Origin of the sequence: Sodaliphilus pleomorphus, assembly GCF_009676955.1 — a bacterium.
GTDB lineage: Bacteria > Bacteroidota > Bacteroidia > Bacteroidales > Muribaculaceae > Sodaliphilus > Sodaliphilus pleomorphus.
This window is the reverse complement of record NZ_CP045696.1, coordinates 3,183,604-3,197,872: the sequence shown is the minus strand read 5'-3', so window position 1 is coordinate 3,197,872 and position 14,269 is coordinate 3,183,604. Positions and strand designations below refer to the sequence as shown.

The window sequence follows — 14,269 nt, the reverse complement described above, 5'->3', positions numbered from 1 at the left end:
ACAACCAGCAAAAATAGCAAAACAACCATATTAATTAACAACATAAAATAAACATAACACAACAATGAGTAAGGTAATTGACGGTTTATACTACAGCGAGAGTCACGAGTATGTGAAGGTCGACGGCGACTACGGCTATGTGGGCATCACCGATTACGCTCAGAAAGAGCTGGGCAATGTGGTGTATGTCGACATGCCCGAAGTCGACGACGAGGTGGCACAAGGCGAGGAGTTTGGCGCAGTCGAGAGTGTGAAGGCTGCCAGCGACCTCAACAGCCCCGTGAGCGGCACCGTGGCCGAGGTGAACGATGCTCTCGAGGACGAGCCCGGCCTCATCAACAAAGACGCCTTTGAGAACTGGATCATGAAGGTGAAGCTAAGCGACAAGAGCGAGCTCGACAGCCTCATGGACGCAGCTGCCTACAAGAAATTCATAGGCGAGTAACATCAACAAGACATTAACCTTCTTAACAACAGAGCACAACGATTGCAGGGCCCCCGAGCAGGCAGCGTCGCCATGGGCGCCGTGGCCCGAACTGGAGCCCTGCACTCAAAATTTAATAAAGAGAAACAATGTTCAAATATTTTCCACACACCGAGGGCGACATCAAAGCGATGCTCAACACCTGCGGGATGTCGAGTCTCGACGACTTGTACAGCGACATACCCCAGGAGCTGCAGTTCAAGCGAGAATATGCCCTCCCCGACGCGATGAGCGAAATCGAGGTGCGCAAGTTCTTCGACGAGCTGGGCGCCAAAAACCAGCCGCTCAAGTGCATGATTGGCGCTGGATGCTATGACCACTACAGCCCAGCTGTGGTGAAAAGCATAGTCGAGCGAAGCGAGTTTCTCACCTCCTACACCCCCTATCAGGCCGAAATTTCGCAAGGCACCCTGCAATACATCTTTGAGTACCAGAGCATGATGGCCGAGCTCACAGGCATGGAAGTGAGCAACGCCTCGATGTATGACGGTTGCACCGCCACTGCCGAGGCCATGATGATGGCCTGCGCCGCAAGCCGCAAGCGCAACAAGGTGCTCATCTCGGCCACGGTCAACCCTGTTGTGACCCGCGTGGTAGAGACCTATGCCAAGTATCACGGCGTGCAGGTGGTGACCATCGACGAGCGCGACGGCGTGACCGACAAGGCCGACTTTGAGGCCAAAGTGGCCGCCGACGATGTGGCCGGCGTGATCGTGAGCGCCCCCAACTTCTACGGCATCGTCGAGGACTACACAGGCTGGGCCGACACCTGCCACAAGCACAAGACCCTGTTTATCATCAACAGCGTGGCAAGCGCACTGGGCGTGCTCAAGACCCCTGGCGAGTGGGGAGCCGACATCGCAGTGGGCGACGGCCAGTCGCTGGGCATCCCCATGAACTTTGGCGGCCCCTTTGTGGGCTACATGTGCACCAGCAAGAAACTCATACGCAAAATGCCAGGCCGCATTGTGGGCCAAACCCACGACCTCGATGGCAAGCGCACCTTTGTGCTCACCCTTCAGGCCCGCGAGCAGCACATACGCCGCGAGAAAGCCACGAGCAACATATGCTCCAACGAGAGTCTCATGGCCCTCTACATCACCGTCTACCTGGCCCTGATGGGCAAGCAGGGGCTCAAAGAGGTGAACCAGCTGAGTTACAGCGGCGCCCACTACCTGGCCGACCGCTTGACCGACAACCCGCACTTCACCATGCGCTACCCAGGCAAGCCCTTCCTCAACGAGTTTGCCGTAAGGGTTGACGGCGACATCGATGCTCTTCAACGCCAGCTGCGCGAGACCCAGGGCGTGCAATTCGGCCTCAAGATCGCACCCGACACCTTGCTGCTGTGCGTGACCGAAACCATCTCCAAGCAAGACATCGACAATGTAGTAGAAATGTGTAACCATGTAATCGAAAGGGAGGAGATTGAAAATGAATAATGTGTATTACGGAAAACTGATTTTCGAGCTTTCGAAACCTGGACGCGTGGGCTACTCGCTGCCCAAAAACGAGCTCAGCGGCGAGTACCGTATGAGCGAGGGACTGCCAGCCGAGCTGCTGCGCAATAGCGACCCCGCCCTGCCCGAGTGCGACGAACTCACCGTGGTGCGCCACTACACCAACATGAGCAACAACAACTTTGGTGTGGATACCGGTTTCTACCCGCTTGGGTCGTGCACCATGAAGTACAATCCCAAGATAAACGACGAGATGGCCGCCCGCCGCGACTTTGCCAGCTTGCACCCGTTGCAGGCCGTCGAGAGCGTGCAAGGCGCCCTCGAGGTGTACTACAACCTGCAGTGCAGCCTGGCCGAGATTGCCGGCATGAGCGAGTTCACGCTCAACCCCTTTGCCGGCGCCCACGGCGAGCTCACTGGCCTCATGATCATACGCAGCTACCACATGAGCCGCGGCGACGACAAGCGCACCAAGATCATCATCCCCGACAGCGCCCACGGCACCAATCCCGCCAGCTCGGCCGTGTGCGGCCTCGATGTGGTTGAGGTGAAGAGCCGTCCCGACGGCACCGTCGATGTCGATGCGCTCAAGCCCCTGCTCGACGACACCGTGGCTGGCATGATGATGACCAACCCCAACACGCTGGGCCTCTTTGAGCACAACATTGCCGAGATTGCCAAGCTCGTGCATGCTTGCGGCGGACTCATGTACTATGACGGAGCCAACCTCAACCCCATGCTGGGCAAGTGCCGCCCTGGCGACTTGGGCTTCGACGTGATGCACATCAACCTGCACAAGACCTTCTCGACCCCGCACGGCGGCGGCGGCCCGGGCAGCGGCCCAGTGGGCGTGCGCGCCGGCCTCGAGAAGTTTCTGCCCAACCCGCGCGTAGTGCGCCACGAGGTTGCTGCCGACAACGACGACGAGGCAGCAACGCCCGAGTTCACCATCGACTTCGGCGACGATGCCCTAGGCTCGATTTCGGGCTTCCTGGGCAACTTTGCCGTGCAGATGCGAGCCTACACCTACATTCTCACCCTGGGTCACGAGCACCTCAAGATGGTGGGACCGTTGGCCACGCTCAATGCCAATTACATCAAGGAGTCGCTCAAAAACGACTATGAGCTGCCCATTCCCACAGTGTGCAAGCACGAGTTTGTCTTCAACGGTCTGAAGGACAAGAGCACCGGCGTGACCACCATGGACGTGGCCAAGCGCCTGCTCGACTACGGCTATCACGCCCCCACTATCTACTTCCCGCTTCTCTTCCACGAGGCACTCATGATAGAGCCTTGCGAAAACGAGAGCAAGGAGACACTCGACGGCTTCATCGCCGTCATGCACAAGATTGCCCAGGAGGCACGTGAAAATCCCGACCTCGTGAAGGGTGCGCCCCACACTACTCCGGTGCGTCGCCTCGACGACACCCAGGCCGCCCTGCACCCCGTAGTCACCTATAAAGAACTCACCGAGCAATGAGCAACACCTACGATCTCCTCATCATAGGGGCTGGCCCCGGCGGCTATGAGACCGCCGCAACGGCCGCCCGTTGCCAGCTCAAGGTTGCCATCATCGAGCGAGCCGACCTGGGAGGCACGTGCCTCAACCGCGGTTGCATCCCCACCAAGGCCCTGTGCCGCAACGCCGAGGTCATCGACCTGCTCAAGGAGGCCGACAAGTATGGCATCGCCACCGGAGGGCTCACCGTCGACTACAAGGCTGCCTACGACCGCAAGCAACAAGTCGTGGCCCAGCTGCGCGAGGGCGTGGCCATGCTGCTCAACAATCCGCTCATCACTCTGGTCAAGGGCGAAGCCCGCTTTGTCGACGCTCACACAGTGGCTGTGGGCGACGAGCACTACAGCGCCGGCAACATCATCATTGCCACCGGGTCGGCCCCCAAGGGATTGCCCATACCAGGAGCCGAGCTGGCCATGACGAGCGACGACGTGCTCTCCATGCAGTCGCTGCCCAAGAGCCTGTGCATCGTGGGCGGCGGTGTCATCGGCATGGAGTTTGCCGGCATCTTCAGCAGCTTTGATGTCGATGTCACTGTGGTGGAATACTGCAAAGAGATACTTCCCCCCTTCGACAAAGACGTGGCCAAGCGACTCAGAAGCCTGCTCTCAAAGCGCGGCATCAATATCGTGACTGGTGCAGGCGTCAAGGCCATTGCGGCCTGCGACAGGGGCTACATCGTGACCTACGAGGCCAAGGGCAAGACCCTCGCTGTAGAGTGCGAGAAGGTGCTCATGGCAGTAGGGCGCCAGCCCGTGCTGCCTGCCGGCATTGAGCTCACCGGCGCCACCGTGGGCCGACGCGGCATCGAGGTGAACGCCGAGATGGAAACCTGCGTGCCAGGACTCTACGCCATAGGCGACGTAAACGGCCTGTGCATGCTGGCTCACGCTGCCACGGCACAAGGCGAGATAGCCCTGACCAGCATCATGGGCGATGCGCCCAAGTATCGCCTCGACATCGTGCCCAGCGCCGTCTTCACCGTGCCCGAGCTGTCGATGGTGGGCCTCACCGAGGAGCAATGCAAGCAGCAAGGCCTCGACGTGGTGGTGAAGAAAGGTCTCTTCCGTGCCAACGGCAAAGCGCTGGCCATGGGCGAGCCCGACGGACTGATCAAGATGATCGTCGACACACGCACGCGCCTCATCGTGGGCTGCCACGTGTGCGGTGCCCATGCTGCCGACCTCATTCAAGAGGTGGTGATGGCCATGAACGCCAAGGCCACCGTCGACCAGCTGGCTTGCTGCATCCACGGCCACCCCACCCTGAGTGAGGTGGTGATGAACGTGGCCAAGCAGTTTGCTTAACAGTTACACACAAGCCAAACACCAAATATCCAATCGCGACTCAACACCCTGGGTCGCGATTGTTGTCTTAAACAATATGGTCTTCGCCCTTTTCGTTTGGTGTATTAAATAATGTTAATTGCAAAAATAATTACAAAAATAGATTGGGATACAAAACATACATCATATATATTTGCGATTGAGAATTAATCATTAATTTGAATCTTTTGGACAAAAAAGAAAAAGAAATCAAAAAAAACAGAGATTGAGCTCTTGCGATCGGGAATGACCGACGAAGCCAATCTTCTGCCGATGATGAACTGAGCGAGCTCTTTGGCGGTTATCTTTTGACGATCGCGTGTGCAGTCACTGCAACATTTTGCCAATATGTGGCGGAGGTTGTCCCAACGAAAGAGCAAAATCCAAGGGCAAGGAAAGACCTTGCCCTGCCGAGAAATACAAAATCAACGACATAATTACGAAATTATATGACAACCAATAGACTGATAGCGTGCCTGGCTGCGTGCCTGATACTGGTCGTGCAACACGTGCAGGCCCAACAAGTGAGCGTGGAGTTGAGAACCAGCGGAGTGAACAGCGTGCCCAGCAAGGTGACACTGTTTCAAGACACTGTGGCGGTGGCAAGCGAGTCGTTCAGGACTATGAAATTCACACTGCCCAATGTTGCCTTCAATCGCTTGAGGCTGGAAGCCCAGAACTACAAAGACGTATATCTCGATTATAATCATAACGACACCCTGCTCATCGTGTATATGCAACGCGACACCACTGTGCAGCTGAAAGAAGTGGTGGTGAGAGCAACGACCACGATGAAAACCGAAGGGACGAGCACCAAGTATCTCAATGTGGCCGAGGGATATCTGGGCACTTTTCACTCGGGAATGGAAACACTGGAATGGACGCCGGGGCTGATGAGAATAAATGGCGCAATCACGGTACCCGGCCGCGGAGTGCCGCTCATCTATGTCGACAACCGCAGGCTGTCGTCGCAGAAGGAGCTCAACAGCATTTTGTCGAAAGACATCTCGTCGATCGAAATCATAAGAGAACCTGGAGGCGAGTACCCACCGGGAACCACGAGTGTGATAAAGATAAAAATGAAAAAACACTTGCACGACTATGTGTCGTTGTCGCCCAATGTGAGATACACACAACGCAGCCACAATGCGGGCATAGCAACTGCACTGAATGCCAACTTCAAGTTCAACAAAGTGTCGGGCGAACTTTCGGCCGAGTATTCCCATGGCGGCAGCCGCCCGTCGAGCACCTCGAGCACTATCGTCGACAACCTCGAGACGAAGCAACACGCCGAGGAGTACAACACAACCAACGACGCCCGATATCGCAGCAACGATGTGCAAGTCTTTGCAGGCATGAGCTACGACATCAACTCCAAGTCGAGGTTGCAGGCACAGTACTCGGGCAGCTTCGAGCATGGCAACACGCGCACGCACACTGCGATCGAGACCCTCTTGCCCAGCTACATGCTTCAATCCTACATGAGCAAGGAGCGCTCACGCAACCGCGCCCACAACGTGGGCATGGGCTATTACCTCGATGCCGAGAAAACGACACTCTCGATGCGTGTAGCCTACAACGACATACATCGCAATCTCGACAACACCCTCTCGGCCAATGGCACTGCCACTCCAGCAATTATTTCCAATCCTGTACATTACAAGGCATGGGTGACCTACGCCGAACTGCAACAGCAACTGGGCAAGGGGGCGCTCTCGGCCGGGTATACAGGCACCTTCTCTTCCAATTCCAACAACTACATCACCAACAATGTGGGCCGACTTGCCGACGTGACCAATGATGTGCTGTCGAGCTATGTGAACTATTCACACGACATCAAGAGTGTGAACCTGAGCGGCGGACTTGCCTACTCCCACTATTACCTGAAGTGCGAGGAAAACGATGCCGAGCCATTCAGCAAGCGATATGACATGGTTCTGCCCTCGGCGGCCATCAAGTGGAACATAAAGGGCAAGAGCCTCACGCTGAGCTATAAGCGCTCGGGCTACGCCCCGCCCTACTATCAGCTTAACCCCAATGTGGAGTTTATCGACTCGCTGAATTACTATGTGGGCAACCTGAATTTGCATCACACCAAGAGCAACAACCTCTCGCTCTCATTTGGCCAGTTGAAAAACTTCACCACATCGCTTGAGTACACCTGGCGCAACAACCAGACGGTCGACAGCTACACCCCCTACGACAAGGTGAAGAATGCCATACTCACACAGCCTTGCAATGGCGGGAAATACAATGAAGTGGCCTATAACTTGACCTACGGCATGTGGCAACGCAAGTATAACGTGTTTGCCACATCGATCCTCACGTGGTCGCGAAACAGATATCCATTTCTGGGCGGGATCGACACACAGCACCAGCTGAACTGGCTGTTGATGCTCAATGCAAGATACACCATTGCAGGCAAATACGACCTGTTCACCAATAGCTGGTACCAGTCGCCCCGCAGGTTTGGCAACCAACGCATGGGGCACACCTTAGGGGCAAACGTGGGCATTTCGGCAAGCTACTTTAAAGATAAGTTGCAAGTCACACTGGCAGGCTACGACCTGCTGAACAAGTCGGTGAGCCCGTCGAGTTCACGCACCTACTCCAACAATGTGACGCGTTACTCACGATTTGACTACGACGGGCGGTGCGTGAGCCTGTCGATCACCTACACCTTCAACACGGTGAGAACAAGTTTTGAGCGCGACGACAGCTCCGACGAGTACACCCGCCGCACCGAGAGCCGATAAAAACAAATGCAGGACTTGGCTCCGCACAAGAAATGCCCTTGCGTCACTTAGGCTCGCGCCATAGTCCAAGGGCACATTTCTTGCTACACGACCGTCTTCATAAAACATTTTCAACGTAAAGTAATGAAGATTATTGATAATCAATCCATTTTACTCGACATCTACCAAGAATACAGGTTACCGCCTGGTTTGTTTTACGGCAATACGGGGTTGGGCATAGTTCTCTTGCTAAGCAGGCAACTGTCGTGTGACGACTTTTTCGGCAAGAGCATTCTCGACATGAAAAGCATCAGCACCGACATTACACTCGAAAGCGGCATCACAGGGGTGGGGATTGCACTCAACTATCTGTTTCAAAAATTACAAAAAAAGCAACTGCGTGGGCTACTAAGTGAGATTGATTCTAAGGTGTGCCAAAAGGTTGCATGTGACAGCAATGTGGACATCGACTCATCGTACGGTGCAGTTTTTTACTTGTGCCATCGATTAAGAAACGACAAGCACCTGTCTGGAACAATACGAGAGATTTTTGAGTTCCATATTGCAGCATCGACGGAGCACATCATCGATTACTATATAGGAACCACGCACCACGATTACCGATTTTCTCTGCGACATTCCACTTCTGTTTTTGTATTCGCCCTCTCGATGGTGCTGTCGTGTACAGGAAACAAGACCATGTGGATAAAAAAAATCAAGCCTATGTTGCCAGTATTGCTTGAGGTCTATCCTTTCTCTCCAGGTAATCGATTGATGTATTGGCATGCTCTTTCCCAACTAAACAAGTTACTTGAGGGCAACAAAAAAATCTCAAACCACATTGCAATTTTACAACATTCCATCTCACAGCAGTCACTCCTCGATTGCGTGAATGGCAATGTATATTTGGGTGAAGGTGCTTGTGGCATCTATTACCTGTCACGACACTTCCCGGAGTTTAAAGACTCGATGAGCAATTTTTCGCATGAGATCGAAAATTATATAAGCAACTCACTTGAAATACATCATCTTGGCGATATAAAATATTTAAAAAATCACCTTGGCATGTGGGATGGCGTGGCAGGTATAATGCTAATTGAATCATTAATGAGAACTGACCGTATCTTTCATGGAAACTTCGAGTGACATACTTTCAATTTTGATTCTTTACCGGGGCGACTCGATCAGGCGTCTCTACAATCTTAAAGCAGTGGTAGCATCGCTACTGCCCTTTGATGGAATTGAAATACACGTGAGAGAAGCCGACAGAGTGAACCATCACGTCGTCGAACGCATGTTGCAATATGTAGTAAATTATGAGTTTGTAGAAGACACCGATAGCATATTACACAAGACGCTACACTTCAACCAGATGCTCACCTGCATTACAACGCCTTATGTAGGAATTTGGGATTGCGATGTGATCGCTTATCCCGAGTCGGTCGAAGAATGCATGAGAGAACTAACGACGGGTAACGCTGCAATGGCACTCCCCTACAATGGGGTGTGCCTTGACACTTCAAGGGTAATTGCCGACATCTACATGAGAGACTATGATTTCATGACGCTAAAAAATCACAGCCAACTCATGCCAAAGCTGCAACCGCATCGACTAACTGGAGGTGCTGTCTTAATGAACAGAGAGACCTTTAGGCTTCTTGGAGATGAAAATGAGAATTATTATGGGTGGGGCGATGATGATTTTGACAGGTACATCAGATTTTACAATGCCCAAGAGAAAATTTTCCGGAGTAATACACCTCTATTTCATCTCACACATCCAAGGGGAGAAAACAGCAATTTCAACTCACCACTGCTTGCACTGGCCTCAAAGACCGAGTTGTCAAAAACCATAAATTGCAAACGATGAGAATAACCAATTATATATATAATAAATTATTATCTATATTCTTCAGCCAACGTGGGGCTCGTCTATGCATTACAGGCAGTTCCATCACAACATTGCGCGATATTGCAATTACGGTGAAAAGCATTGAAATAAAAGCACACATCATCAATGTAAAGAACTTGTATTTTGCTCTTTTCTCAAGAAAAGCTATTGTAAAATTCTCGGTTTCAAATGCTACAGTGCAGGAAGACAACCGACGCCTTCTTGCGTTGGACAATGCTACAATAAAAATCAAATACAAGAACACACAAAATTTCCAGCTAACAATATCTTTGCCTGACATAGGCGCATTGTTTATCCAACGCGACAAAGAAGAAATATTCTTTAAGGCAACTGCATCTACAGTAAACATTATCAATCTTTTGCCACAAGAGTTTTTTTGTAGAGAAAGCATATCGCAAAGCATTCAAAGCGGGATTGCCATTCTCGCCTATTTCAATAACGAGGCAAACGTAGCAATTCCCCGGCTCAATTATATCGTAAACGGCTTTAAGCCAAAATCACCAAGCCCAAATGCGGGACAAAAAATAAAAAACTGGATAATCGAGGCTTTGAAATCAAAGAGTCATCTCAGTAGCAACTATATTCAGTATGATGATTTTCCTCAGCTTATAAGGTCAATTGTTATTTGTACAGAAGACCCAGCCTTTTATCTTCATAAGGGAGTATGCCCTTATGCAATGGGATTGATTGTAAAATCCATCATATCGGCACAATTGCCTCATGGGGGCGGAAGTACCCTCACCCAACAATTGATGCGCAATGCTTTCTTGTCGGGGGAAAAAGACATAAATAGAAAAATCAAAGAAATCGCAATGTCGCTCATTGCCGAAAACCATTTTCACCTCTCCAAGCATGACATCTTAGAAATATACTTAAATATGGCTGAAATGGGCAAGGGCATATACGGATTTGGAGATGCTTCTTTTCATTATTTCGGCAAACCTATTGATCGACTTAATGTAATCGAGACACTCACATTGACTTATATGCTACCCCGCCCCATTTACTTTGAAGACGCCCTTGTCAAGAAAACAGAGCAACTGAAAAGGAACTTGAAAAAACACATTCTGAAGTTTCTGCCAATTCTTTTCTACAAAAACGTCATAAATGAAATTCCTGACATTTTCCCAATATCAGGAATTGATTTCACAATGCCCTATGGTACTCTTACATTCAGTGTTCCACATAAATTGAAATCGGTTGACTACATCATCATTCATTGCTCAGCGACCCCTGTCAATTTGGATTGCGATGTCAACACAATAAGATGCATGCATCTTGGCCAGGGTTTTGATGACATAGGGTATCACTGGGTTATAAAGAGGGACGGCACTGTAGAAACTGGCAGAGAAGAAGAGCTCGAAGGGGCACACTGCATGGGATACAATCACAATAGCATAGGAATATGCTACGTTGGAGGCCTTGACGGCAACGGGCTAGCCGCCAATACTATGACAGCCGCCCAAGAGGCTTCTATGATTGCATTATGTGTCAAACTAAAGAAAAAATTCCCATCGGCAGAAATTGTCGGGCATAATCAACTGTGCGATAAAAACTGTCCATGCTTCGATGTAGCACGATGGGTTAAACAGAATAAATTATGAAAGTAAAATTCTGTGCACAACGAGACATGATGGACTGCGGTGCAGCCTGCCTGCAATCCATATGTAGATATTATGGCAAAATAATAGACCTTCAGCACATTAGGGAATTGTGCCACATCACAAGAAATGGCGTTTCGATGCTCGGTATCGCCGATGCAGCCGAGGCCTTGCACTTCAAGACCTTAGGAGTCAAAATCACCTGGGAGCAGTTGAGTGATGACGCCCACCTACCCTGCATCGTACACTGGAATCAACAACACTTTGTTGTTGTGGCCTCAATTAACAAAGAAACGGTAACCGTAATGGATCCTGCAGCCGATATCCTTAAATATAGGAAAAAAGATTTTCTTAAATCATGGCTCCATTTTACCGACTCAGCCTCGGCCGAGAAAACAGGAGCTGCACTTCTACTTTCTCCCACTACAGAATTTTACGAACGACCATCTAATTGCAAGACTAAACCGCGACCCAAAACTCTCAATCTGTTGAGAAACCTGTTACCATTCAAGTTAAACGTATTGTATATTCTTATTACAATGCTTATAGGATGCCTCGTGTCGATAGCATTCCCGTATCTTACCAAAGCAATCGTAGATAATGGCATTAGGAATTCTGACCTGAATTACATAACGTTGATACTGATAGCCGAGCTTGCACTACTTGCCGGACAAGTGACCAACGACATAGTGAGAAGTAGAATGATGTTGAGACTCACAACCAACATCAGCATTGGCCTTATTTCAAATTTTCTCGGTCGCCTGATGGCATTGCCCATCTCTTTCTTCGACACAAAGCACGTGGGTGACATCTTACAGCGCATCAAAGACTTCGGACGCATCGAGGACTTCCTTACAGGAACATTGCTCAGCCTTCTGCTGTCGGTAATCACATTTGCAGTCTACGGAGCAATGATGCTGGATTACTCTTTTGTCATCTTATCGACATTTCTTGTAGGCAGCGCCATATATGTAGGCTGGGTTACACTTTTCTTGAAAAAACAACGAAAATTAGACTACATGCAATTTCAGTACCTTGCAAGCAACGAGAATAATCTTATTCAAATCGTGAATGGCATGCAAGAGATAAAACTGAATTCATGCGAACGCAAAATACGTTGGGGATGGGAGCGTCTACAACAACAGATTTTCAAGTTGAGACACTATAGTCTTAGGCTTGAAAATATCCAAATTTCTGGATCGGCACTGATTGACCAAACCAAAAATCTCCTCATCGTGTTTTTTGCTGCAAAAGGAGTTGTCGACAAGGTGATCACAATAGGCGAGCTTGTTGCCATACAGTATATCATAGGGCAACTCAATGCGCCATTGCATCAATTTGTGTCATTTTTGCGCTCGCTACAAGACGCAAAAATCAGTATGGACAGAATGAACGAGATTGAAACCGTAACCGCCGAAGAAGACATGTTTACACACATAGAAGAGCCTGACCTCACAAGAGATTCAATTTACTTTGATCATGTCTCGTTTCAATATGACGGGCCGCGATCTCCAAAAGTACTGAACAACATTAACCTTGTAATTCCTCGCGGAAAAGTGACCGCAATTGTCGGTATGAGCGGAAGTGGAAAGACGACAATGCTGAAGTTGATTCTTTCTTTTTTTCAACCTTCTTGTGGAAAGATATCGATAGGTGACGTTCCTCTGCAAAATATAAGTCCTAAAGAATGGAGGAAGCACTGCGGAGTTGTCATGCAAGACGGATTCATTTTTTCAGATACAATTGAGAAAAACATCGCACTGTCGGATAATGAGGTAGATTATTGCAAAGTTGTGAGAGCTGCGAAAATTTCCAATATACACGATTATATCATGTCATTGCCCATGAAATACAACACAAAAATTGGAGCGGAGGGGCAAGGATTAAGTTCTGGACAGCGACAAAGACTCATCATTGCAAGGGCAATTTATAAAAATCCAGAATTTATTATCTTTGATGAAGCAACCAACTCGCTCGACGCAACCAACGAACTCAATATTCTAAATTCTCTTCACACTTTTTTTAAAGGGAAAACCGCGATTATTGTTGCTCACCGACTCAGTACCATAAGAAACGCTGATAACATTGTAGTGCTTTCGCACGGGACGATTGTAGAACAGGGCACACACACTCAACTGTTATCCAATCGAAAAGAGTATTATTCATTGATAAGAAATCAAGTCGATTATGTCAGTTAAGTGTATTTCCACTCCCAGTCTATCTATCATTGTCCCAGCATTTAACGCTTCTCGTACTATTGTTGAATGTCTTGAATCGATTTTCTCGATACAACAGATTCTTGTTGAAACAATTGTCGTCAACGATGGCTCGACCGACGACACTTTAGATAAAATCCGAAGTGTAACGCCTCCCGCACTACACTCGCTTATAGTTATCTCTACGCCAAATCAAGGGGTGTCAAATGCACGAAACACGGGGTTAAAAAGCGCACAAGGGGAAATCGTTGCTTTTGTTGACAGTGATGACACGATTGCATCGACTGATTTTCTCGATTTTTATTACCACTTCTCCAAATCAAACTGCGATGTCGCCATAGGAGGAATAAAGATTAAATTTGCAACAAAAAACATTGAACTGCGGCAAATTCCACAAAGTCTCAGCAACATAGTAACAACGGGAGAAGATGCCTTTAATATACTTCACCGAACCGAAACATTCACGCCTTTAGTTTTTGCTTACTTATGGAAGAAAAGGTTCATAACTCAACATAAATTACAGTTTCAATTCAAGATGTCGGAAGACGACTTGTGGACAACTACGGCAATCTGTCAAGCTCATAGTTTCCTGTTTACAAACCATGTTCATTACAATTATGTTAAACGAAAACAATCGCTGACAGGCTCTAACAAAGCAAGCCAATTAAGACAGAGTTGCCACTATGCAGTTGCATCTGAGCTCTCGAGTTTTGTGACGTATCAAAATCTTTTAATTAAAACAAAAGGCTGGATTGCTTGTAAAATACTATATTTAGTGTGCGATGTTCTTGACACCGCTGCAGCATTGCAAACAACGGCAACAATTCCAATTGAGATATGCAACAGTGCAAAATATTATATTGTGAATAGCCAAGATGTCCAATTACAACGCATAGGATTCATTTATCTTTATAGAATAAAACAATTTGTAAAACAGGGCGTAGGCCTATTGGTGTAATAGCAAGAAAGCGGTGAACGTTGGCTGTGAGGGTGAGATTTCTGAAATCGGGCATCTTT

The 14,269-nt window shown here is 49.1% G+C and carries 11 protein-coding genes; all 11 read left to right on the top strand.

Annotated elements, in window-relative coordinates; genetic code table 11:
* Positions 1 to 64: 64 nt before the first annotated feature.
* The 11 genes from gcvH (at position 65) to GF423_RS13340 (ending at position 14,210) form a co-directional block, all read left to right on the top strand.
* Entirely contained in the window at positions 65 to 445 is a 381-nt protein-coding gene (gene gcvH / locus GF423_RS13390) for a glycine cleavage system protein GcvH (protein WP_154328826.1), read from the top strand.
* 128 nt (positions 446 to 573) lie between these two features.
* Positions 574 to 1,926, top strand: coding sequence for an aminomethyl-transferring glycine dehydrogenase subunit GcvPA (gene gcvPA, locus GF423_RS13385; protein WP_154328825.1), 1,353 nt, complete (start codon positions 574 to 576; stop codon positions 1,924 to 1,926).
* The gene (gene gcvPB / locus GF423_RS13380) at positions 1,919 to 3,424 is read left to right on the top strand and encodes an aminomethyl-transferring glycine dehydrogenase subunit GcvPB (protein ID WP_154328824.1); all 1,506 of its coding nucleotides are present in this window, start codon (positions 1,919 to 1,921) and stop codon (positions 3,422 to 3,424) included. Before gcvPA ends, gcvPB begins: the two co-directional genes overlap by 8 nt.
* Complete coding sequence (gene lpdA, locus GF423_RS13375; RefSeq protein ID WP_154328823.1) at positions 3,421 to 4,770, top strand: dihydrolipoyl dehydrogenase; 1,350 nt, start codon at positions 3,421 to 3,423, stop codon at positions 4,768 to 4,770. Before gcvPB ends, lpdA begins: the two co-directional genes overlap by 4 nt.
* Before the next feature lie 337 nt (positions 4,771 to 5,107).
* Positions 5,108 to 5,251: a hypothetical protein gene (locus tag GF423_RS14385; protein WP_154328822.1), complete on the top strand. Its 144-nt coding sequence runs from the start codon at positions 5,108 to 5,110 to the stop codon at positions 5,249 to 5,251.
* A complete protein-coding gene (locus GF423_RS13365) occupies positions 5,238 to 7,544 on the top strand; it encodes an outer membrane beta-barrel family protein (protein WP_154328821.1) in 2,307 nt (768 codons plus the stop codon). The genes GF423_RS14385 and GF423_RS13365 overlap by 14 nt, the downstream gene beginning before the upstream one ends.
* A gap of 123 nt (positions 7,545 to 7,667) precedes the next feature.
* Positions 7,668 to 8,669: a hypothetical protein gene (locus GF423_RS13360; RefSeq protein WP_154328820.1), complete on the top strand. Its 1,002-nt coding sequence runs from the start codon at positions 7,668 to 7,670 to the stop codon at positions 8,667 to 8,669.
* Positions 8,653 to 9,393: a galactosyltransferase-related protein gene (locus GF423_RS13355; RefSeq protein WP_154328819.1), complete on the top strand. Its 741-nt coding sequence runs from the start codon at positions 8,653 to 8,655 to the stop codon at positions 9,391 to 9,393. The genes GF423_RS13360 and GF423_RS13355 overlap by 17 nt, the downstream gene beginning before the upstream one ends.
* Entirely contained in the window at positions 9,390 to 11,039 is a 1,650-nt protein-coding gene (locus GF423_RS13350; RefSeq protein ID WP_154328818.1) for a transglycosylase domain-containing protein, read from the top strand. Before GF423_RS13355 ends, GF423_RS13350 begins: the two co-directional genes overlap by 4 nt.
* Complete coding sequence (locus GF423_RS13345) at positions 11,036 to 13,234, top strand: peptidase domain-containing ABC transporter (RefSeq protein ID WP_154328817.1); 2,199 nt, start codon at positions 11,036 to 11,038, stop codon at positions 13,232 to 13,234. The genes GF423_RS13350 and GF423_RS13345 overlap by 4 nt, the downstream gene beginning before the upstream one ends.
* Positions 13,224 to 14,210, top strand: coding sequence for a glycosyltransferase family 2 protein (locus GF423_RS13340; RefSeq protein WP_154328816.1), 987 nt, complete (start codon positions 13,224 to 13,226; stop codon positions 14,208 to 14,210). The genes GF423_RS13345 and GF423_RS13340 overlap by 11 nt, the downstream gene beginning before the upstream one ends.
* Positions 14,211 to 14,269 lie beyond the last annotated feature (59 nt).